Raw genomic sequence first — 19729 nt, forward strand, 5'->3', positions numbered from 1 at the left:
GGCGTGTCATACCGGGCTTGTCATGCGGGGGCCCTGATGCTGACCTGATGCAGATCGTTCAGGCGAAGGGCGCCCGGCAACTCCACCGTCTCGCTGTGGTTGACCCCGACCACCGTCAGGCCCGCCCGCCGAGCAGACTCCACCCCAGCCGGAGAGTCCTCGAAGGCCACTGCCTGGCCAGGATCGATCCCCAGACGCCCGACGGCGGTCAGGTAGAGCTCCGGCTCCGGCTTGCCGTACAGCACATCATCCAACGTGCAGACCGTCGTGACCTTCTCCAGGATGCCCACCTGTTCCAGCATGGCACGGACATCCTGGCGCAGCCCGTTGCTGGCCACGGCGACAGGGAAGCGGGCGGCCAGTTCTGAGATCAGCTCCACCGCCCCAGGCATAGGCTCCACGCCCTGGGCCAGCAGTGCGGAGTACCGCTCAGTCAGCTCAGCCGCTATCCGCTCCTCCCCCGGAACGGTCGAGTCTCCGAGCATCTCGCTCAGAGATGCTGCGGTGTCATGGACTGACATTCCCAGGAAGTCCTCCGGACGCACCGTCTGGACACCGTCAGCGGGCACACCGCGTTCGCCCAACCACGCGGCGAGCATCTGCAGCCAGATGGACTCGGAATCCACCAGCAGTCCGTCACAGTCGAAGACGGCTCCGGTCACCTGGACCTCATATGAGCCCTCCCCCGTGTCCAATGTCAGCGTCAGCCCGGCGCTCACCGGGCAGCTCCCGCATGTGCTGACTGAGCGGATTCTGCCGCGGGGCGGCCCGCATCGGCGGGCAGGCGCAGTGCCGGGGCAGACATCACAAAAGGGCTCACCCGAGTGCCCGGCGTCATGTCCGCAGCCTCGGCCGCTGACACCGAGGTGACCAGCTCCAGCGGCCGGCCGTCGGCGTCGTGGGCAGCACCGGCGGCGCGGATGGTGGTGCGCTCACCGGTGTAGATCTGGCTGACCACGGTGCATTCGCCCTCAGGCTCCGGGACCAGGGTGAGATCCTCGGGACGGATGAAGACGGTGTCCAGGCCGGCGCCGGGGGCACGCACCGGAAGCCGTCCGCCCTGGAACCCGGCGTCCACGCCGAGCTCGGTGACCGTGCCGACGAACCTCGCCACGAATTGCGTGGCCGGAGCCTGGTAGACCTCATGCGGGACGTCGATCTGCTCGATGACCCCGTTGCGCAGCACGGCCACCCGGTCGGCGATGGCCAGGGCCTCCTCCTGATCGTGGGTGACGAACATCGTGGTGATCCCCAGCTGCTGCTGCAGTCGGCGGATCTCCTCACGGATCTGGACGCGCACGATGGCATCCAGTGCGGAGAGCGGCTCGTCCAGCAGCAGCACCTCGGGCTGGGTGGCCAGAGCCCGCGCCAGAGCCACACGCTGCTGCTGCCCTCCGGAGAGCTGGGCCGGGAACCGGGAGGCGAATTTGCCCAGGCCACACATCTCCAACATCTCCTGGGCGGTGCGGCGGCGCTTCTCACGGACCACCTTGCGCACGCGCAGCCCGTACTCCACGTTGTCCTGCACGGTCAGGTTCGGGAAGAGGCTGTAGGCCTGGAAGACCATCCCGATGCCGCGACGGTTCGGCGGCACTGAGGTCAGGTCCCTGCCGCCCACCAGCACACGCCCCGCGGTGGGCTTCTCGAAGCCCGCCAGGATGCGCAGAGCAGTGGTCTTTCCGCAGCCGGAGGGGCCCAGGACGGTGACCAGCTCTCCGGCGCTGATGGTCAGGTCCAGATTCTGCAGCACGGTGGTGGGGCCGAAGGCCTTGGAGACCCCCTCGAGGGTCACTTCATTGGATGCGGGTGTGGTCACGTTCATGAGGCGAGGGCTTTCTGGGTGGTCTTCTTCTGGAGCGTCTTTTCGGCACGGACCGCACGGCCGGCCGGGGAGAACCGGCCTGCCGACAGCGTAGCCACGAACAGCAGCGCCCAAGTGGTCAGGTTCAGCAGCACCGCGATGGCCACCGACGCCCGGAAGTTGTTGGAGGAGACGTCGTCCAGCCAGACCGGGATGGTCTGTTGGCTCAGCGTGGCCGCCAGGGAGTACTCGCCGAAGCACAGGGCCACGGCGAAGAACACCGAGAACAGCATGGATCCTCGGATGTTGGGGATGACCACTCGGAAGATGGTGCCGAAGGTGCTCGAGCCCAGGATGGCCGAGCCCTCCACCATGGCCTTGAGCGGGATGGTCCGCAGTCCGGCGTCGATGGAGCGGAAGGTGAAGGGCAGGCAGAGCACCACGTAGGTGCCCACCAGGATCAGCGGCAGGTCCGGGTTCTGCAGGAACTGGCTGATGGCGTTGGGCAGCGAGCCCCTGCCCTGGCGTGCGCCCCAGCCCAACAGGGCCACCACACCGGCGGCGATGGCGATCGGCGGGACCACCAGCGGCAGGGTGCAGAGGATCTCCAGGATCGGTCGCAGCTTCGGCGCCCACAGGTGCACGGCCACCAGGGCCGGCACCAGAGTCACCACCAGGGTGACGATGGTCAGCGCGGTGATGGACAGGGTGCGGGTGGCCGCGGCCGCCAGCGAGGCGTCCTCGGCGATGACCGAATAGGCGCCCAGCGAGAAGCTGCCACCGGGGAAGACGGCGTAGTAGACGCTGCACAGCACGGGGATCGCCACATAGAGCGCGACGGCGACCACAGGCACCCAGCGGGCATTCTTCAGCGCATCCATCGGGCACTCCTGGACTGCAGTCGGTTGAAGGCGAAGAGCGTCACCACTGCGATGACCACCATGGTCACGCCCAGCGCCATGGCCACCTGCTGGCTGTCACCGGCCTGGCCCAGCAGGTCCCCGATGTTCAGCGGGATCAGCGGATAGCCGCCGGCGCCGATGAGCACCGCCGCGGAGGCGTGGGTCGCGAAGGCCGCGCCGAAGCACAGGATCCAGCCGCCCAGCAGTGCCGGTGCCGCGATGGGCAGGCCCACCCGACGCCAGAAGGTCGACGCCGAGCCGCCCAGGGCGGCGTTGGCCTCGCGCCATTCCTTCCGCAGCCCCACAAAGGTCGGCAGGCTGACCATGATCATCGTGGGGATCAGGAAGTACTGGTACATGACCACCAGCCCCTGCCAGGAGTACAGGGAGAAGCCGGTGGCTCCGAGGTTGAGCATCCCGAAGATCACTCCGGCGTTGCCCAAGGTCACGATGAAGGAGAACGCCAGGGGCGCGCCGCCGTCGTTGGCCAGCACCGAGGTGAAGACTGCGACCACCGAGTCCAGCTTCTCGGAGCGGATCTGGGCGATGCAGAACGAGGTCAGCGTTCCGACCACCGCCGCGATGGCGGAGCCCACCAGCGAGACCTGCACCGAGTTCACGATGGCGGCCGAGTGCGACCCGCGGTTCAGGGCCAGGAAGTTGTCCATCCCGACGCCGGTCCCGCCGTCCTGCGTGGTCACGGTGATGGCGATGATCGCCATACCCACGATCGGCACGATGAAGAAGAGCAGCAGGATCAGCCCCAGCGGCAGCAGCGAGAGGGTCGCCGGGGAGCGCAGCGCGGAGCCCACACCCTGCCACCGGGCACGGCTGAACAGCGAGGGCCGCTGAGCCGGCGATGCGGTTGCACCGCCCGTCTCAGCACCGCCCGACTCAGCACCGGTCTGAGTGTGAGGGGCCGGTGCGGCACCGGCCTGGGTCACGGGCAGACTCACTGAACGGTGCCGTCCCACTGCTCGTTGACGATCGCCTGGTTGGCCTCACGCTGCTCCAGGGTCGGCTGCGGAGCCTCGACGCCGTCCTGGCTGGGCAGCTCAGCCAGTGCTTCCTCATCCACAGTGCCGTCTTCGATCATGGCGTCCAGGCGGACCGGAGAGACATAGCCCTCCAGCAGGATGTTCTGGCCCTCATCGGAGAAGAGGAACTCGTAGAACAGCCGGGCCGCCGCCGGGTGCGGGGCATCCTCGTTGATGGAGGCGGCGTAGAAGGAAGCGACCTGACCGTCCTCGGGCAGGTTGATCTCCAGCTCGGCGCCGGTGTCCTCCTCGAGGTCATCGGCGATGGGCTGAAGCAGGTAGTCCCAGTTGATGACGATGGGGGTCTCGCCGGTCTCCACGGTGCCGGCGTCGGCCTCCACAGGGATCAGGTTGCCCATCTCGGAGAGCTCCCCGAAGAACTCGATGCCGGGCTCGATGTCATCGAAGCTGCCGCCGTTGGCCTCAGCCGCGGCGTGGACGATCATGAAGGATCCCTCGGAGGCGGTGGGGCTGGACGGAAGGGCGACCTGTCCGGAGTACTGCGGGTCCAGCAGGTCTTCGAAGTCCTCCGGGCAGTCGTCCACCCGGGAGGTGTCGCAGCCGATGGCGATGGTGCCGCCCAAGTGGTTGATCCAGGTGCCCGATTCCGAGGTGTACTCCTCGCCGATGTCCTCGATGGTCTCCGGGGCGTACTCGGCCAGCAGCCCGTCCTCTGCGGCTTCCTCGGCGTGGCTGACACCGGTGTCCAGGTAGTCCAGGGAGCTGTCCTGACCCTGACGGTTGACCACCGCGTTGATCAGGTCCTGGCTGGATCCGGTGGAGGTGTCGTTGGTGATCTCGATGCCGTATTCCTCAGAGAACGCCTCGAGCAGCTCACCGTAGTTGGCCCAATCCTCGAAGAGGCCCATGGCGTTGAACTGGCCTTCAGCCTGAGCATCCTCGATCAGCTGCTCCATGCCGCCGCCGTCCTCCGCCGACGTGGCGTCACGCCAGTTCGCAGAGGCTTCCGTCTCCTCCCCTCCGCCTCCGCATGCGGTCAGGCCGAGGGTCACGACGCCGAGGACGCCGAGCAGCTTGGGGGTGTGGGTGCGAGTCATCAGGGTGGGTGTCCTTCTGTGTCCAGTGCGGCCGGCAGGCCCTAGCGTTCTCTATCCTCACTAGTGAACTCCCCCAAGTCAAGTAGAAGATCACTAGTGAAAATGACAGCTTGTCGGATAGAAGGTGACACAGTGGTGAACAGCAGCGAGCGACGTGGGGAATTCTGAACAACGCCGTAGACTGGAGCGATGGCAACGTTCGCCTTCTCCAACATCGCCCAGGCTCTGCGCGATGAGATCAGCGCAGGCACCTATCCTGTGGGCTCTTCCCTGCCTTCAGAGCGTGAACTCAGCTCGCGCTTCCAGGTCTCTCCCGGGACAGTGCGCGTGGCATTGAAGGAGCTGGTGGCCGAGGGGACAGTGGACGGCATCCGCGGACGCCCCAAGACGGTCATCCGCATGCCGCGCCGGCAGGCCTCCTTCGACGAGTTCCGCAGCTTCGCCCAGTGGGCCCGGCAGCAGAGCCTGAACCCGGGCGGACAGGTGATCACCTCGGAATGGCTGATCGCCTCACGGATGGATCAGGACCTGCTTCGAGTGCCCGCCGGGCAGCGGGTCTTCAGTGTGGTGCGCCTGCGCACCCTGGACGGCAGCAACGTCATGCTCGAGCACAGCCACTACCCTGAGTGGTTGGGCGAGATCGTCACACGGATCCCACACGACGTTGCATCGGTCACCTCGGTCCTGGCAGACGAACATGACGTGCACTTCAGCCATGCCGAACATGTCTTCGCCGCCGAGGGCGCGAAGTCCAAGGAGGCCGCACGATTGGGCGTCTCCCGCGGGACCGCCCTGCTGGTGCACCGCCGAATCTCCCGGGACCCTTCGGGGCGGCCGTTGGAATGGTCCACCGACCGCTACATCTCCGGGAAGATCATGGTCTCGGCCGGGTCCTCCTGGCATCACAGCCCGCTGCAGTGGACCGTCCCCGACACCGAGCCCTGGAACTCCTGAGGCCATTCAGCCCAGCTGACGGGCCGGGTGGTCCTCGGCCAGGCGCGGACCGGCGCCCAGCAGCTGCTCCCGCAGCGTCACCGGGGTCTCCGGGCGCTCCTCCAGCAGGCCGCGGCGCTTCAGTTCCGGGGTCACATAGTGTTCGAACCGCTCGAAGTCAGCCGGGCGCACCGCCGCGGAGATGTTGAAGCCATCCACTCCGGAGACCTGCTGGAAGTGCTCCAGCTGGTCCACCACCTGAGACGGATCACCCACGATCAGCGGACCGCGCCCGCCGATCGAGATGAACTCGGCGACGTCGCGCACCGTCCACCGCTGTGAGGGATCCTTGGTGAACATGGCAAGCGCCGACTGGTTGGCCTCAGTCTGGACATCAGCCACATAGTCCTCATCCCTGAGATCGGAGAGGTCGACGCCGGTCCAGCCGCCGAAGAGCGTCAGCGCCGCCTCAGTGTCCACATACCTCTTATAGTCGGCCAGACGCGCCTGAGCCTCTTCCTCGGTCTCGGCGACGACGACGGTCACCATCGCCGAGAACTTCACCGACTGCGGATCACGTCCGGCCTCCTTGAGAGCGGCGCGGGTGTCCTGGACCTGCTGAGCCAGCTTCTCCGGCTTGGCATTGATGACGAAGATCGCTTCCCCGTGGTCCACAGCGAACTTCTGGCCGCGTGCCGAGGATCCGGCCTGGAAGAGCAGCGGAGTGCGCTGCGGGCCGGGGTGGGTCAGCATCTGGCCCGGCACTGAGAACCAGGGTGAGCTGTGCTCGATGCCGTGGACCTTCTCCGGATCGGTGAAGACGCCGGTCTCACGATCGGCCACCACCGCCCCATCCTCCACCGAGTGTTCGAAGAGCTTATACATGACCTCGAGGAACTCATCAGCCCGGTCATAGCGCTCGTCGTGCGGGATCTGGCCCTCCATGCCCAGGTTCCGCGCCGCAGAGTCCTGGTAGCTGGTGACGATGTTCCAGGCGATCCGACCCTTGGTCAGGTGATCCAGTGTGGCGAAGCGCCGTGCCAGCAGATAGGGCTGCTCGTAGGTGACCGAGGCCGTCAGCCCGAATCCCAGGTGTGTGGTGGCTGCGGCCAGCGCCGGGATGATCACCTGCGGATCCAGCAGCGGGTACTGCACTCCCCCGCGGGCGGCGGCGTGGTGGCTGCTGCCGTAGACGTCATAGAGCCCGGGGACATCGGCCAGGAACAGGCTGGAGAACCCGGCCCGCTCCAGCGTCTGAGCCAGGGAGGTCCAATAGTCCAGCTGGTCGAACTCATCGATCCTCGACTCCGGATGCCGCCACAGCCCCGGGGACTGGTGGACCGGTACGAGCATGTCGAAGGCGTTGAAGTGCATGCTCAGTTCTTCTCCTCAGTCGTCCCCTGGGCATCAGTCTTCTGGGCATCAGTCTTCTGGGCCTCAGTCTTCTGGGCATCTCCGATGGCGTTGAGGCCCTCCGGCAGCGTGCCGTTGATCTCGTAGTCGCCGATCGAGCGTGCCCGGAAGACGATCGGATTATGGGTGGCGATCGTCTGGGCGTTGCGCCAATGCCGGTCCAGTGCCTTGGGCCGCATCGTCGCTGAGGCGCCGACGGTCTGGAAGAGCTCCTGAGTGACCCCGATGACCAGATCCGGGACTGTCACGTGGGCGCGCTCCACCGCGATCTCGGCGTCGTAGACCTCTTCTGGCAGCTCACCGCTGAACCCGGGACGGTCTGTCCCGGCGGCCAGTCCCGCCGCCAGGGCCCGATCCTGGATCCGGGCCACCTCCAGCACAGTGGCTTCGGCGGCGAAGGTCTTGGCCGACATCGTGCCGATGATCTGTTGGATCAGCGGATCCTCCCTGAACAGCTGCCCGCTGCCGGAGGTGTTGAAGGTGCGCCTGCGTGTGGCCACCAGTGCGGCGGCGTCGCGGACCGCGGCCTTGGCCACGCCCACCTGGGCGGCCAACAGGTAGAGCTGGAAGAAGGCGGCCTCATGCACGGCCTCATGACCGCCGACCACACGGTCGAGCACTCCGTGCGGTGCGACCTCTGCGCGGTCGAACTCCGTGGTGCCGGTCCCGGTCAGCCGCTGGCCGAAGCCGTCCCAGTCGTCGTGGACGGTCACTCCCGGCGCATCCACCGCGACGACGGCGAACTTCCGCCCGCCCTCGGCCCGGGAGGCTGAGACTCGGGTGTAGTCGGAGAAGATCGTGCCGGTGCAGTAGAACTTCTCCCCGGTCAGCAGCGGCCGGCCGTCCTCCTCGGTGAGCACCGTGTTGAGCTCACCCAGAGCGTTGCCGCCCTTCTCCGTCGAGGCGTTGCCCACCGTCCTGCCGTCCAGCACCTGGCTGTACCAGTGGGCGCGGACCTCCTCCGGCTGGAAGCGGATGGCCTCCACGAACCCGAAGTGTCCGCGGTAGAGGTGGGCCACGTTGGAGTCGGCCTCGGCCAGGCGGATCAGTTCGGTCACCAGCTGCTCGATGCTCAGCCCCGGGCCGCCGTATTCGGCCGGCACACGCAGGGCGCCGAACCGCGCGGCGTCGAGCTGACGGACGGGTTCGAAGGGAAGCTCCCGCTCCAGCTCACGCTGGACCGCGCCAGCAGCGATCTCCTCCAGCAGCTCCTCGGAGAGCCGCGGAGCAGCGGCCTCAACAGGCCCCACCCCAGCAGCCGCGGCGGCGGATATGGTCTCAGTGCTCATTGACGTCCTCCCAGGCGGAATCGATGTCTCGGTCGAAGGCCGGGGTCAGCAGGCCGTCGAGATACTCGCCGTACCATTCCCGCACCTCATCGGAGTGATAGGCGGACTTCAGCGCCTCGTACTTCTCCGGCTCCTCCTCGCGGAATCCGGGGCGGGCGCAGACGGTCAGCGCGAAGGGCAGCGCCTCCTCCTCCGTCTCCATGATCAGGACCTCATCCGGCATGACATCGATCTCAGCGAGCAGGCGGGCGAAGCCGAAGACGGCGTCGACGTCGGGATAGATCTGGCCCACAGACTGCTGATCCACCTCCACGAACTCCAGGTCCCTGGGGTTGGAGGTGATGTCGCGGGTGCTCAGCTCGGCCACCCACTTGGACTCATCGATCTCGATCAGACCGGCCCGCGCCAGCAGCCGGATGCCCCGTCCGTTGTTCGCAGTGTCCACCGGCAGTGCGACCTGGGCGCCGTCGGGGAGGTCCTCCAAGGAGTGATGCTGGGAGGAGTAGATCCCTGAGGGCTGTTCGAACATGAAGAAGATCGGTTCCAGATCGAGGTCGTTGTCCTCGTTGAACTGCCGCAGGTAGCTGATGTTCTGGAAGAAGTTGACATCGTACTCGCCGTTGTCCACTGCCGTGTTGGGCTGGATGATGTCGGTGACGTAGGTGGCATCAAAGGTCCACCCTTCATCCTCGAGGATCCGCTCGGCGATCTGAGTGGGCTCCTGGAACGGGGCGTTCTCCGTGACGATGATGCGGATCCGCCGATCATCGCCCACCAGTCCGCAGGAGGCGGTGAGGCTCCCGACGCCGGCCAGCACGCCCAATCCGAGCACCCCGCGGCCAAACTGCCGGCGGGAGACCTCTGCGGGTCCGCCCGCACTGCTCGCGCCAGCCGCACTATGTGGGCCAGTCGCCCTGTATGGTCCGGATGCACGGGGGCTCACGCCTGGAACTCTTCCCAGACCTCGGCGGCGTCGTCGATGGTGATGGAGTCGTCATAGTCCACGACGCCGCCCTGGTAGTCCTCGAACCACTGCTCCACCTCCTCGGACTGGAAGGCATCCTGGAGCAGCTCGGCCTCCTCGCTGGTGACATCCTCAGGGTTGACCGCCACGACGCAGGTGAAGGGTGTCCGCACCTCCTCGCGGCCGTCCTCGATGGCCAGAGTCGCGTCCTCGACGTCGTGGCCGGCCTCAGCGACCAGACGGACGAAGGCGAAGCCGGCGTCGACGTCGGAGAGGGCCCGGGCGCCCTCCTGTTGGTCGGTCTCGATGAAGTCGAGGTCCTTCGGGTTGCTGGTGATGTCACTCTGGGTGAGTTCGATGACCGGGACGCTCTCATCGATCTCGATCAGCCCCTCGTCGGCGAGCAGCTGCAGGGCGCGACCGTTGTTGGAGGGGTCCACCGGCAGGTTGATCTGGGCACCGTCGGGCAGCTCGTCCAGGGAGTCATATTCCAAGGAGAAGAGCCCGGCCGGGGCGTAGTAGACGGAGAACGCCGGAGCGATCTCCGTATCGTTGGAGCGGTTGAAGTTGTCCAAGTAGGCCAGGTGCTGGAAGTAGTTGGCGTCGTACTCGCCGTCCTGCACCGACTGGTTGGGGATGTTGATGTCGGTGACGTAGCGGATGTCGAGCTCATAGCCCTGGTCCGCCAACTGGTCGGCCACGATCTCCGCAGGCTCCTGGAAGGGTGCGGACTCGGTGACGATGATGCTGATGGTGTTCTCATCGTCACCGGTCAGGCCGCAGCCGGAGGCGGCCAGCAGGGCGACCGCACCGGCTGCGGTCAGCGACAGACGGCGGACAGGGGCGTGCGAGTGATCGCTCATGGGGTTCTGCTTTCGTGTTCGACGGACGCGCCTCAGCCTGTGACCGGGCTGGGCGTCAGGGGGAAGGTGCGGAGGAGAGACGTCTCAGACGCGTTTGTCGGTCAGGCTGGCCAGCCGTGTCCCGCCCCACTGGACCACAGTGACCAGCAGGATCATCAGCACGATGGCCACCAGCATCACGTCGGTCTCGTAGCGGTAGTAGCCGTAGCGGATGGCGAAGTCGCCGATGCCGCCGCCGCCGACCAGCCCGACCATGGCCGAGTAGGAGATGAAGCTGACGGTGGTGATGGTGATCGAGCCGATGATCGCCGGCTTGGCGTCCACCAGCAGGACGTTGCGGATGATCTGACCCCTGGTCGCCCCCATGGCGCGGGAGGCCTCCACTGCTCCGGTGCCGAGCTGGGTGATGTTCTGCTCGACCAGCCGGGCGAAGTACGGGATCGCGTTGATGGTCAGCGGCACGATCGCCGCCGCAGTGCCCACTGTGGTGCCCACCAGCAGGCGGGTGAAGGGGATGATCGCGATCAGCAGGATCAGGAACGGGAAGGACCGGATCGTGTTGACGATGCCGTTGACCACGGCATGGGTCTTGGGCAGCGGAGCGATTCCGCCCGGGGCGTGGATGAACAGCCAGATCCCCACCGGAGTGCCCAGCAGCACCGCCAAAGGGATCGCGACGCCGATCATCGCGAAGGTCTGGAGCATCGCCTCGCTGAACTCGGGCAGCAGCTGGATGACACGTTCCATCAGCGGACACCTCCTGCTGCGGTGAGATTCTCCTCCACCCGAGGAGCAGGCGTGGGCGCGCTCTCTTCCGCACCGGCGGTGTGCCCGCCGCCGCGGTCCACGTTGATCCCATCGCTCATCAGGTAACGGCCGATGGAGGTCCTCGGAGTGAAGTCCTCGCGGTGCAGGTCAGCGGCAGGGAACTTCTCCACCAGCCGGCCGTCCTCCATGACCGCGACGTCGTCGGCCAGAGCCTTGATGACCTCCATCTCATGGGTCACGATCACCACGGTGATGCCCAGGTCCCGGTTCACATCGGCCAGGTACTGCAGCACCGTCGCCGTGGTGAAGGGGTCCAGGGCAGAGGTGGGCTCATCGCAGAGCAGCACCTGAGGGCGGGTGGCCAGGGCACGAGCGATGGCCACCCGCTGCTTCTGGCCGCCGGAGAGCTGGGCCGGATAGGCCTTGGCCTTCTCCGTGATGTCCACGATCTCCAGGGCCTCGGCCGCACGGGCCTGGCGGACGCTCTTGGAGCTCTCTCCCGCGAACTTCAGGGAGAGCTCCACATTCTGGGCCACTGTCAGGTTGTTCACCAGGTTGAAGCCCTGGAAGATCATGCCGATCTGGTGGCGAGCCTGGCGCAGCTCCTCCCCGTCCAGCGAGGTCAGCTCGGTGCCGGCGACCTCCACCTCGCCCGTGCTGGGACGCTCGAGCAGGTTGATGTTGCGCAGCAGCGTGGATTTTCCGGCACCGGAGAAGCCGATGATGCCTTGGATGCTCCCCTGCGGGATCTCAAGGCTCACATCTTCGACGGCGACCACCGGCTCCTTGCCGCGGGCGGCGAAGGTCGTGGTGACATGGCGCAATGAAATCATGAACACTCTCCATCGTTCCTGGCGTTAGCACCGAGCCCCGAGGGGTGGTTGCTGCGACATCTTCGAGCCAGATCTCTCAGTCGCTCTGGATGGTCTCAGCCGATCAGCGGCGTGATCAGCTGATGTTCACTGTACGTCCTGCCACACCGAAGACGTCAAACGAGCCCCGCTGCCGGTCACATGACGTAAGAATCTCTGATCGAACATTTCTCCGCGTCTCAGAATGGGAGAGGCTTTTTGCCCACCGGGAGCCGATGCGCTTACTGTGGGCTGGTAACCATCCCGAGCGGCTGAGAGATCTGGCTCTGTGACGCCGCAGCAACCATCGGAGAGACGTCCTCTCCCCGAAAGGTGCTACCGCCAGGATCGATGGGAGTGATTTTCCTATGGGCTCGTCCGCACCCACCCTGGAGCGCGACGCCGTCAGCACCGCCGGAACCGGCGGCCATGACGCACCCACCCCGCTTCCGGCGGCCGCCCCGCCGGCGCCTTCGCTCGCTGTGGATCTGCTCAATGTGGGCAGGACCTTCGGCGAGCGCACTGTGCTGCGCGACGTCTCCCTGGAGATCCGTCCCGGTGAGGTCATCGCCATCCTGGGCTCCTCCGGCTGCGGCAAGTCCACGCTGCTGCGTCAGGTCGGAGGCCTGGACACCGGCCACCAGGGCCAGATCCTCATCGCTGGCGAGCCGGTGCGGCGCTACGACCCGCGTACGGCCGTCGGCTTTCAGGAGCCCCGGCTGCTGCCGTGGCGCTCGATCCGGAAGAACGTCGCACTCGGGCTGCCTCGCGGGCTTCCCAAGGCTCAGGGCCGTGAACGGGTCGATGAGCTCCTGGAACTGGTCGGGCTGAGCGATCGCGCTCATCTGCGTCCCCGCGAGATCTCCGGAGGCATGGCCCAGCGCGCCTCCCTGGCGCGGGCGCTGGCCCGCCGCCCCGGGGTGCTGCTGCTCGACGAGCCGTTCGGCGCCCTCGACGCTCTGACCCGTCTGAAGATGCAGGACCTGCTCCTCGACGTCCACGCCCAGACCGGCACCACTGTGCTGCTGGTGACCCACGACGTCGACGAGTCCCTGCAGCTGGCCGACCGCATCCTGCTGTTGGGCGCTGAGGAGCACGCCGAGCGCGAAGGCGCCACCATCACCCGGCTGCTCACCGTGCCCGGCCGACGCCCCCGCTCCCGCTCCTCCGCCGAGTTCGCCGCTCTGCGCGAGGAGCTGCTCTCCGGGCTGGGCGTGGACGGGACCCACTGACGCCGTGGTGCATCCGCGGATGCACCCGTCCCCTCCCCGCCCCTGGACCGGAGGCGGAGAGCTGCGGCCCCGCTCCTGGACCTGGCCCCGCCCCTCCTGAGAACCCGCCCGTGACCGTGTCCATCGCCGGCACAGTCCGCCACATCCGTTTCACCACCGAAAGGCCTCACATGCCCACCACCGCTCGCCGATTCACCCGCTCCGCCCAGGCTCTCTGCGGCACTGCAGCTGTGATGCTGCTGGCCACCTCCTGCGGCTCCGGGGAGAACGACGGCGAGCTGGAGACGCTCACCATCGATTTCGCCACCTACAACCCGCTCTCCCTGGTCATGCTGGAGCACGGCTGGCTGGAGGAGGAGCTCGAAGAGCTGGGCACCGAGGTCCAGTGGATCCAGTCCCACGGCTCCAACCAGGCCAACGAGAACCTGCGGGCCGGCAACCTGGACGTGGGCTCCGCCGCCGGTTCCGCCGCGCTGCTGAACCGTTCGGTGGGTGCTGATGTCCACACCTTCTACGTGGAGTCCCAGCCCGAATGGTCGGCGCTGGTGACCACCCCGGATTCCGACATCCAAGGCCCGGAGGACCTCGAGGGCGCGTCGGTGGCCGCCACCCCGGCCACGGACCCCTTCTTCTTCCTGGCCCGCTCGCTGGAGGAGGCGGGCCTGACGACGGCGGATGTGGAGGTCCAGGCTCTGCAGCATGCCGATGGCCGTCAGGCCCTGGAGAACGGCGACGTCGATGCCTGGGCGGGCCTGGACCCGATCATGGCCGATGCGGAGCTGAGCGGGGCTGAGCTGGTGCACCGCGACGTCGACTTCAACACCTACTCCACGATCAACGCCACCGCTGATTTCCTGGAGGGTCATCCCGAGGTCGCCCAGACTGTGGCCGACGTCTACGAACAGGCTCGTCAGTGGGCCCTGGAGCACCCGGAGGAGACCGCCGAGATCCTCGCCGAGCATGCGAGCATCGACCTCGAGGTCGCCGAGCTGGTCCTCGAGGAGCGGGTGGACTTCGACATCGATCCGGTGCCCGGAGACGACCTCCGTCAGTCCCTGGAGCCGGTGGGTCCTGCTTTCGTGGAGAACGGCGACGTCGACTCCCAGGATCAGGTGGACGAGGCTCTCGAGGAGCTCTTCTTCACCGACTATGCCGAGCAGGCTGAGCCCTCCGACGCCGAGGGCTCTGAGGACGCGGCCGAGGAAGCCGACATCGCAGAGGATGAGGACGCATGAGCCAGGTCTCCACCGCCTCCGCAGCCCCCGCGGACTCGAGCGACGCCGCGGTCAGCGGAACCTCCGCTGAGAGCACCGCCTCCGCGGCCCCCGCCAGCAGCACCGGAGACAGCGCCTCCGGAAAGGCCCGTCGCACTGCCGAGCCGACCCGCCGCGGACTGCATCCGCTGACCAAAGTCGCCGTGGGCGCCGTCGTGCCGCTGCTCCTGCTGGCCGTGTGGTGGGTGGTGACCGAGGAGCTGGAGATCTTCTCCCCCATCCAGCTGCCCGCTCCGCTGGATGTCTATGAGGCCGGCGTCGGGCTCTACGAATCGGGCCTGCTCGCCGAGCACATGAGCATCTCGCTGCAGCGGGTGCTGCTGGGCTTCGGCGTCGGTGCCGGACTGGGACTGGCGCTGGGCTCGCTGCTGGGCCTGTCGAAGATCGCTGACCTTCTGCTCAACCCGACTGTGGGAGCCTTCCGTGCCGTCCCCTCCCTCGCCTGGGTTCCGCTGCTGCTGCTCTGGGTGGGCATCGGTGAGGACTCCAAGGTCCTGCTGATCGCCATCGGCGCGTTCTTCCCCGTCTTCACCTCAGTCCACTCGGCGCTGCGCCACGTGGATCCGCAGCTGGTGGAGGCCGGCCGGGCGTTCGGCTTCCACGGCCTGCGCCTGTTGGGCACCGTCCAGCTGCCCGCCGTGGTGCCTCCGGTGTTCTCCGGACTGCGCTTGGGGCTGGCGCAGGCCTGGCTGTTCCTGGTCGCCGCTGAGCTGCTGGCCGCGGCCGAGGGGCTCGGGTTCCTGCTGACCGAATCGCAGAACAACGGCCGCACCGACCGCCTGCTGCTGGCGATCGTGCTGCTGGCCCTGCTGGGCAAGCTCACCGATGCTCTGCTCGGTGTGATCGAACGAAAGGCGCTGACGAAATGGGCCTGAGCACACACACCAGGACCGCACACCCACGGGCCGCCCACACCAGGACCGCACACCCGCTGGAGTCCGACGTCCATGCCTGGGATGAGCCGGACCTGAGCGATGACACCCCGGAGGCAGAGGCCGCGCGGTTGGACTTCTGGGCCCGGGCCGCAGGACTGCTGGACTGGGAGACCGGCTTCCAGACCACCCACAGCTGGACCCCGCCTGACCCTGAGGCCCGGCGCGGCCCGCAGATGCGCTGGTTCGAGGACGGGAAGCTCAACGCGGCGGTGAACTGCGTGGACCGTCATGTCCAGACCGGCCGCGGCGACGTCGTCGCTCTGCACTTCGAGGGCGAGCCGGGCGATCGCGAGGACGTCACCTACGCCGACCTGCAGGAGAGGGTGAACCGGGCCGCCAACGCCCTGGAGTCCCTCGGCGTCACCCAGGGCGACCGCGTGGTCATCTACCTGCCGGTGCTGGTGGAGACCATCGTGATCACGCTGGCCTGCGCGCGGATCGGTGCGGTGCATTCGCTGGTCTTCGGCGGCTTCTCCGCTGAGGCGCTGCAGTTCCGCGTGGAGGACACCGGGGCCAAGCTGCTGGTCACCACCGACGGCCAGTTCCGGCGCGGCAGGGCGGTCCCGGTCAAGGAGAACGCCGACGCCGCCGTCGCCGGGGAGAACCAGATCGAACACGTGCTGGTGCTGCGCCGCACCGGCAGTGAGATCCCGTGGAGCTCCGAGGACCTCAACGGCGACGGCCTGGGCCGCGACATCTGGTGGCACGAGATCGTCGACACCGCCTCGGCCGAGCACGAGCCGCAGTTCTTCGAGGCCGAGACCCCGCTGTTCATCATGTACACCTCGGGGACCACCGGAAAGCCCAAGGGGCTGGTGCACACCACCGGCGGCTACCTGACCGGTGCTGTCTACAGCTACCTGCGGCTGTTCGCGCATCCGGATCCGGACCAGCGCGACGCCGACGTCCATTGGTGCACCGCCGACCTCGCCTGGGTCACCGCCCACACCTATGAGATGTACGGGCCGCTGGGCGCCGGAGCCACCCAGGTGATCTACGAGGGCGTGCCGAACGTCCCCCACGCCGGTCGGCACTTCGAGATCATCCAGCGCCACCGGGTGACCAGCTACTACACCGCCCCCACGCTGATCCGTTCGCTGATGGGATGGTGGCCTTCAGGCATCCCTGCCGACTATGACCTCTCCTCCATCCGTCTGGGCGGGACCGTGGGAGAGGCGGTGAACCCGGAGGCCGCCGAGTGGCTGCGCCGGGAGATCGGCCGGGACACCCGGGAGGAGGGGAACGACGCCGGCCGGCCGGCCCTCCCACTGGTGGACACCTGGTGGCAGTCCGAGTCCGGCTCCACCGTCCTCTCCCCCAGGCCGGAGCAGCGGGATCCCTCCCGGTTCAAGCCGGGTTCGGTGGCCCGGGAGATGCCCGGATGGAAGACCGCCGTGGTCGATGAGTTCGGCAACCCCTCGGGCACCGACGTCCAGGGCAACATCGTCGTCACCCGGACCGGGCCCTCCATGGCACGGACCGTCTGGGGCGACCCGGAGCGGTTCTACACCTCCTACTGGGAGAAGTACGCCCAGGCCGAGGGCGGTCGCGGCTGGTTCCTCGCCGGGGACGGGGCCCGCCGCGACGCCGAGGGCGACATCTGGATCCTGGGCCGCATCGACGACGCCATCAATGTCTCCGGCCATCTGCTCTCCACCATCGAGATCGAATCCGCCCTGGTGACCCATCCCGATGTGGTCGAGGCCGGCGTCGCGCCCTGCTATGACGCCACCACCGGTCATGCCGCCGTCGCCTTCGTGGTGCTCAGCGGCAGCGGGCGGCACCGCTCCGAGGAGGAGCTGTTGCCGGAGCTGCGCGCCCATGTGGGAGAGGTCATCGGTCCGGTGGCCAAACCGCGCACAGTGATCGTCGTGCCGGAGGTCCCCAAGACCAGATCGGGGAAGATCATGCGCCGGCTGCTGACCCAGCTGCACGACGGTGAGACCCTCGGCGACACCACAAGCCTGCAGAACGAACCCTGCGTCCCCCAGATCCAACAGATCTGCGAAGACCTTAAGACCGCACACCAGAGAGAAGAGGCCACAGCATGACTGATGACCGCACCTTCGGCTTCCGCACGCGAGCGCTGCACGCCGGCGCCGTCCCGGACGCCACCTACGGCACCCGTGCGGTGCCGATCCACCAGTCCACCTCGTTCGTCTTCAAAGACACCGACGACGCCGCCAACCTGTTCGCCCTGCAGAAGTACGGCAACATCTACTCCCGGATCGGCAACCCGACCGTCGCCGCTCTGGAGGAGCGCCTCGCCTCACTGGAGGGCGGCATCGGAGCGGTGGCCACGGCGTCGGGAATGTCCGCGGAGTTCCTGGTCTTCGCCGCCCTGTGCGGCCAGGGCGACCACATCGTCGCCAGTTCCAAGCTCTACGGCGGGACCGTCACCCAGCTGGATGTGAGCCTGCGCCGCTTCGGCATCGAGACCACCTTTGTGGACTCGGACGAGGCCGAGGACTTCGCCGCGGCGGTCCAGGAGAACACCAAGCTGATCTTCACCGAGATCGTCTCCAACCCCAGCTCCGATGTGGTGGATCTGCGTGGTCTGGCCGATGTGGCCCACGAGCGCGGCATCCCGCTGGTGGTGGACTCCACGCTGACCACTCCGTACCTGATCCGGCCGATCGAGCACGGCGCCGACATCGTCACCCATTCGGTCACCAAGTTCCTGGGCGGGCACGGCACCACCCTGGGCGGTGTGATCGTGGAGTCCGGGACGTTCCCGTGGAACAACGGCAACTTCCCGCAGATGACCGAAGAGGTCCCCTCCTACGGCGGACTGACCTGGTGGGGGAACTTCGCCGAGTACGGCTTCCTCACCAAGATCCGTGCCGAGCAGCTGCGCGACTTCGGCCCCAGCCTCACCCCGCAGGCCGCCTTCCAACTGATCCAGGGAATCGAAACCCTGCCTCAGCGCATTGAAGAACATGTGAGCAACGCGCAGCGGGTGGCCGAATGGCTCGACGCCGACGACCGCGTCGAGTACGTGAACTATGCCGGCCTGCCCGCCCACCCGCACCACGCCCGCGGCAAGGAGCTGCTGCCCCAGGGGGTCGGCTCGGTCTTCAGCTTCGGCGTGAAGGGTGGCCGCGAGGTCGGTGCGGACTTCATCGGCAGGCTGCAGCTGGCCAGCCACCTGGCCAATGTGGGCGATGCCCGCACCCTGGTGCTGCACCCGGCCTCCACCACCCACCAGCAGCTCAGCACCGAGCAGCTGGACGCCGCCGGCATCCCTGATGACCTGGTGCGCATCTCCGTGGGTCTCGAAGACGTCGAGGACATCATCTGGGACCTGGACCAGGCCCTGACCGCCGCTCTGGAAGGAGCACAGGCATGACCGCCACCGTTGAGAACACCCAGCACCCGCATGGCTCCTGGGAGGAGCCCGGCCCGGCCCGGCGCCTGCAGCTGCTGCGCAGCGCCGAGTCCGTGGCCATCGTGGGCATGTCGAATAAGCCCGCCCGGGCCAGCTACTTCGTGGGCACCTACCTGACCTCGGACTCCAGCTACCGGCTCTACTGGATCAACCCTGCCCTGGAGGGCAAGGAAGTCCTGGGCCGTCCCGGCTACGCCTCTCTGGCAGATCTGCCGGAGTCCCCGGACATCGTGGTGGCCTTCCGCAAGCCCGCCGATCTGCCGGCGCTGGCTGAGGACGCCGCCCAGGCCGGAGCCAAGACTCTGTGGGTCCAGCTGGGCATCCATTCGGAGGAGGCGATGCAGAAGGCCACGGACCTGGGGCTGAACGCCGTGCAGAACCGCTGCATCAAAATCGAGCACGGGCGCTTCCACGGCAATCTGCATCTGGGCGGCTTCGACACCGGAGTCATCAGCGCCAAGCGCCAGCTCCGGGACGAGGGATGAGGGGTCGTCCATGAGTGATGTCCAGCCCCGTGCCTTCGATCCCCTGGACCTGCGGCGGGCCTTCTCCCAGTTCCCCCAGGGCGTGGTCACCGTCGCTGCGGAGGTGGACGGTCGGCCGGAAGTCCTGCTGGCCTCCACCTTCACCGTGGGCGTCTCCCTGGAGCCGCCGCTGGTGACCTTCGCGGTCCAGCACACCTCCTCGACCTGGCCGAAGCTGCGCGACGGCGCCTCCCGCCTGGGCATCTCGGTTATCGGGCGCGAGCATTCGGACCTGTGCCGGCAGATCGCCTCGAAGGACCGAGAGAACCGGTTCGCCGGCGTCGGGTATCACGTGGCCGAGGACGGGGCACTCATCCTCGAGGATGTGCCGATGTGGCTGAACACGCGCATCCACTCCCAGTTCGCCGCAGGCGACCATGACGTGGTCGTCCTGGAGGTGATGGACCTGGGCGTACAGGAGGACGCAGAGCCTGTGGCCTTCCACCGCAGCGAGTTCAAGGAGCTCTCCCCGCTGACCGTGCGCGTCTGAGCCGAAC

The 19729-nt window shown here is 67.4% G+C and carries 19 protein-coding genes and 2 riboswitches; of the genes, 8 read left to right on the forward strand and 11 right to left on the reverse strand.

What is annotated here, in order from left to right; translation table 11 throughout:
• Positions 1–20: 20 nt before the first annotated feature.
• Genes JOF45_RS10270 through JOF45_RS10290 form a run of 5 tightly spaced genes read right to left on the reverse strand, consistent with a single transcriptional unit; the run spans position 21 to position 4798 of the window.
• Positions 21–719 (reverse strand): HAD family hydrolase, encoded by a 699-nt coding sequence (locus tag JOF45_RS10270; protein ID WP_210049568.1) that lies wholly within the window; start codon positions 717–719, stop codon positions 21–23.
• A complete protein-coding gene (locus JOF45_RS10275; protein WP_210049571.1) occupies positions 716–1822 on the reverse strand; it encodes an ABC transporter ATP-binding protein in 1107 nt (368 codons plus the stop codon). The genes JOF45_RS10270 and JOF45_RS10275 overlap by 4 nt, the downstream gene beginning before the upstream one ends.
• Entirely contained in the window at positions 1819–2682 is an 864-nt protein-coding gene (locus JOF45_RS10280) for an ABC transporter permease (RefSeq protein WP_210049573.1), read from the reverse strand. The genes JOF45_RS10275 and JOF45_RS10280 overlap by 4 nt, the downstream gene beginning before the upstream one ends.
• Positions 2670–3659 (reverse strand): ABC transporter permease, encoded by a 990-nt coding sequence (locus JOF45_RS10285; protein WP_210049575.1) that lies wholly within the window; start codon positions 3657–3659, stop codon positions 2670–2672. The genes JOF45_RS10280 and JOF45_RS10285 overlap by 13 nt, the downstream gene beginning before the upstream one ends.
• Positions 3656–4798 carry an ABC transporter substrate-binding protein gene (locus JOF45_RS10290; RefSeq protein ID WP_210049577.1) on the reverse strand — a complete coding sequence of 381 codons (1143 nt, stop codon included), beginning with the start codon at positions 4796–4798 and terminating at the stop codon, positions 3656–3658. Before JOF45_RS10290 ends, JOF45_RS10285 begins: the two co-directional genes overlap by 4 nt.
• A gap of 189 nt (positions 4799–4987) precedes the next feature.
• Here JOF45_RS10290 and JOF45_RS10295 point away from each other — a divergent pair, with 189 nt between their 5' ends.
• On the forward strand, positions 4988–5752 hold the full coding sequence (locus JOF45_RS10295; protein ID WP_210049579.1) for a GntR family transcriptional regulator: 765 nt from the start codon (positions 4988–4990) through the stop codon (positions 5750–5752).
• Between the two features lie 6 nt (positions 5753–5758).
• Here the strand turns inward: JOF45_RS10295 and JOF45_RS10300 are convergent, their stop codons facing one another.
• The 6 genes from JOF45_RS10300 to JOF45_RS10325 all read right to left on the reverse strand — a co-directional run bounded on the left by JOF45_RS10300 (position 5759) and on the right by JOF45_RS10325 (position 11861).
• Entirely contained in the window at positions 5759–7105 is a 1347-nt protein-coding gene (locus JOF45_RS10300) for an LLM class flavin-dependent oxidoreductase (protein ID WP_210049581.1), read from the reverse strand.
• A 2-nt stretch (positions 7106–7107) separates the two neighbouring features.
• Positions 7108–8433, reverse strand: coding sequence for an acyl-CoA dehydrogenase family protein (locus tag JOF45_RS10305; RefSeq protein ID WP_210049583.1), 1326 nt, complete (start codon positions 8431–8433; stop codon positions 7108–7110).
• A complete protein-coding gene (locus JOF45_RS10310; protein WP_342591465.1) occupies positions 8423–9265 on the reverse strand; it encodes a MetQ/NlpA family ABC transporter substrate-binding protein in 843 nt (280 codons plus the stop codon). Before JOF45_RS10310 ends, JOF45_RS10305 begins: the two co-directional genes overlap by 11 nt.
• Before the next feature lie 107 nt (positions 9266–9372).
• Positions 9373–10260, reverse strand: coding sequence for a MetQ/NlpA family ABC transporter substrate-binding protein (locus tag JOF45_RS10315; protein ID WP_210049586.1), 888 nt, complete (start codon positions 10258–10260; stop codon positions 9373–9375).
• An 84-nt stretch (positions 10261–10344) separates the two neighbouring features.
• Positions 10345–11007, reverse strand: a complete 663-nt coding sequence (locus JOF45_RS10320; protein WP_210049588.1) for a methionine ABC transporter permease — start codon at positions 11005–11007, stop codon at positions 10345–10347.
• A complete protein-coding gene (locus tag JOF45_RS10325) occupies positions 11007–11861 on the reverse strand; it encodes a methionine ABC transporter ATP-binding protein (RefSeq protein WP_210049591.1) in 855 nt (284 codons plus the stop codon). The genes JOF45_RS10320 and JOF45_RS10325 overlap by 1 nt, the downstream gene beginning before the upstream one ends.
• Positions 11862–11867: 6 nt before the next feature.
• Positions 11868–11957, reverse strand: a riboswitch (SAM riboswitch).
• Between the two features lie 178 nt (positions 11958–12135).
• Positions 12136–12237, forward strand: a riboswitch (SAM riboswitch).
• 10 nt (positions 12238–12247) lie between these two features.
• Here JOF45_RS10325 and JOF45_RS10330 point away from each other — a divergent pair.
• The 7 genes from JOF45_RS10330 to JOF45_RS10360 all read left to right on the forward strand — a co-directional run bounded on the left by JOF45_RS10330 (position 12248) and on the right by JOF45_RS10360 (position 19722).
• Positions 12248–13111, forward strand: coding sequence for an ABC transporter ATP-binding protein (locus JOF45_RS10330; RefSeq protein WP_210049593.1), 864 nt, complete (start codon positions 12248–12250; stop codon positions 13109–13111).
• Between the two features lie 110 nt (positions 13112–13221).
• Positions 13222–14346 carry an aliphatic sulfonate ABC transporter substrate-binding protein gene (locus tag JOF45_RS10335; RefSeq protein ID WP_378578061.1) on the forward strand — a complete coding sequence of 375 codons (1125 nt, stop codon included), beginning with the start codon at positions 13222–13224 and terminating at the stop codon, positions 14344–14346.
• Positions 14343–15260: an ABC transporter permease gene (locus JOF45_RS10340; RefSeq protein WP_210049595.1), complete on the forward strand. Its 918-nt coding sequence runs from the start codon at positions 14343–14345 to the stop codon at positions 15258–15260. The genes JOF45_RS10335 and JOF45_RS10340 overlap by 4 nt, the downstream gene beginning before the upstream one ends.
• Entirely contained in the window at positions 15251–17371 is a 2121-nt protein-coding gene (locus JOF45_RS10345) for an acetate--CoA ligase (protein ID WP_210049597.1), read from the forward strand. The genes JOF45_RS10340 and JOF45_RS10345 overlap by 10 nt, the downstream gene beginning before the upstream one ends.
• Positions 17368–18669 carry an O-acetylhomoserine aminocarboxypropyltransferase/cysteine synthase family protein gene (locus JOF45_RS10350; protein WP_210049600.1) on the forward strand — a complete coding sequence of 434 codons (1302 nt, stop codon included), beginning with the start codon at positions 17368–17370 and terminating at the stop codon, positions 18667–18669. Before JOF45_RS10345 ends, JOF45_RS10350 begins: the two co-directional genes overlap by 4 nt.
• The gene (locus JOF45_RS10355) at positions 18666–19193 is read left to right on the forward strand and encodes a CoA-binding protein (protein WP_210049603.1); all 528 of its coding nucleotides are present in this window, start codon (positions 18666–18668) and stop codon (positions 19191–19193) included. Before JOF45_RS10350 ends, JOF45_RS10355 begins: the two co-directional genes overlap by 4 nt.
• Before the next feature lie 10 nt (positions 19194–19203).
• On the forward strand, positions 19204–19722 hold the full coding sequence (locus JOF45_RS10360) for a flavin reductase family protein (RefSeq protein WP_210049606.1): 519 nt from the start codon (positions 19204–19206) through the stop codon (positions 19720–19722).
• Positions 19723–19729: the final 7 nt, after the last annotated feature.

It is taken from the genome of Nesterenkonia lacusekhoensis (assembly GCF_017876395.1).
Lineage (GTDB): Bacteria > Actinomycetota > Actinomycetes > Actinomycetales > Micrococcaceae > Nesterenkonia > Nesterenkonia lacusekhoensis.

What these genes read in the sequence shown, in the direction of transcription:
- JOF45_RS10305 (WP_210049583.1), bottom strand. Translation starts at nt 8,433, where the DNA reads ATGAGCACTGAGACCATATCCGCCGCCGCGGCTGCTGGGGTGGGGCCT.
- JOF45_RS10300 (WP_210049581.1), bottom strand. Translation starts at nt 7,105, where the DNA reads ATGCACTTCAACGCCTTCGACATGCTCGTACCGGTCCACCAGTCCCCG.
- JOF45_RS10290 (WP_210049577.1), bottom strand. Translation starts at nt 4,798, where the DNA reads ATGACTCGCACCCACACCCCCAAGCTGCTCGGCGTCCTCGGCGTCGTG.
- JOF45_RS10320 (WP_210049588.1), bottom strand. Translation starts at nt 11,007, where the DNA reads ATGGAACGTGTCATCCAGCTGCTGCCCGAGTTCAGCGAGGCGATGCTC.
- JOF45_RS10295 (WP_210049579.1), top strand. Translation starts at nt 4,988, where the DNA reads ATGGCAACGTTCGCCTTCTCCAACATCGCCCAGGCTCTGCGCGATGAG.
- JOF45_RS10340 (WP_210049595.1), top strand. Translation starts at nt 14,343, where the DNA reads ATGAGCCAGGTCTCCACCGCCTCCGCAGCCCCCGCGGACTCGAGCGAC.
- JOF45_RS10280 (WP_210049573.1), bottom strand. Translation starts at nt 2,682, where the DNA reads ATGGATGCGCTGAAGAATGCCCGCTGGGTGCCTGTGGTCGCCGTCGCG.
- JOF45_RS10275 (WP_210049571.1), bottom strand. Translation starts at nt 1,822, where the DNA reads ATGAACGTGACCACACCCGCATCCAATGAAGTGACCCTCGAGGGGGTC.
- JOF45_RS10330 (WP_210049593.1), top strand. Translation starts at nt 12,248, where the DNA reads ATGGGCTCGTCCGCACCCACCCTGGAGCGCGACGCCGTCAGCACCGCC.
- JOF45_RS10355 (WP_210049603.1), top strand. Translation starts at nt 18,666, where the DNA reads ATGACCGCCACCGTTGAGAACACCCAGCACCCGCATGGCTCCTGGGAG.
- JOF45_RS10325 (WP_210049591.1), bottom strand. Translation starts at nt 11,861, where the DNA reads ATGATTTCATTGCGCCATGTCACCACGACCTTCGCCGCCCGCGGCAAG.
- JOF45_RS10360 (WP_210049606.1), top strand. Translation starts at nt 19,204, where the DNA reads ATGAGTGATGTCCAGCCCCGTGCCTTCGATCCCCTGGACCTGCGGCGG.
- JOF45_RS10315 (WP_210049586.1), bottom strand. Translation starts at nt 10,260, where the DNA reads ATGAGCGATCACTCGCACGCCCCTGTCCGCCGTCTGTCGCTGACCGCA.
- JOF45_RS10345 (WP_210049597.1), top strand. Translation starts at nt 15,251, where the DNA reads ATGGGCCTGAGCACACACACCAGGACCGCACACCCACGGGCCGCCCAC.
- JOF45_RS10350 (WP_210049600.1), top strand. Translation starts at nt 17,368, where the DNA reads ATGACTGATGACCGCACCTTCGGCTTCCGCACGCGAGCGCTGCACGCC.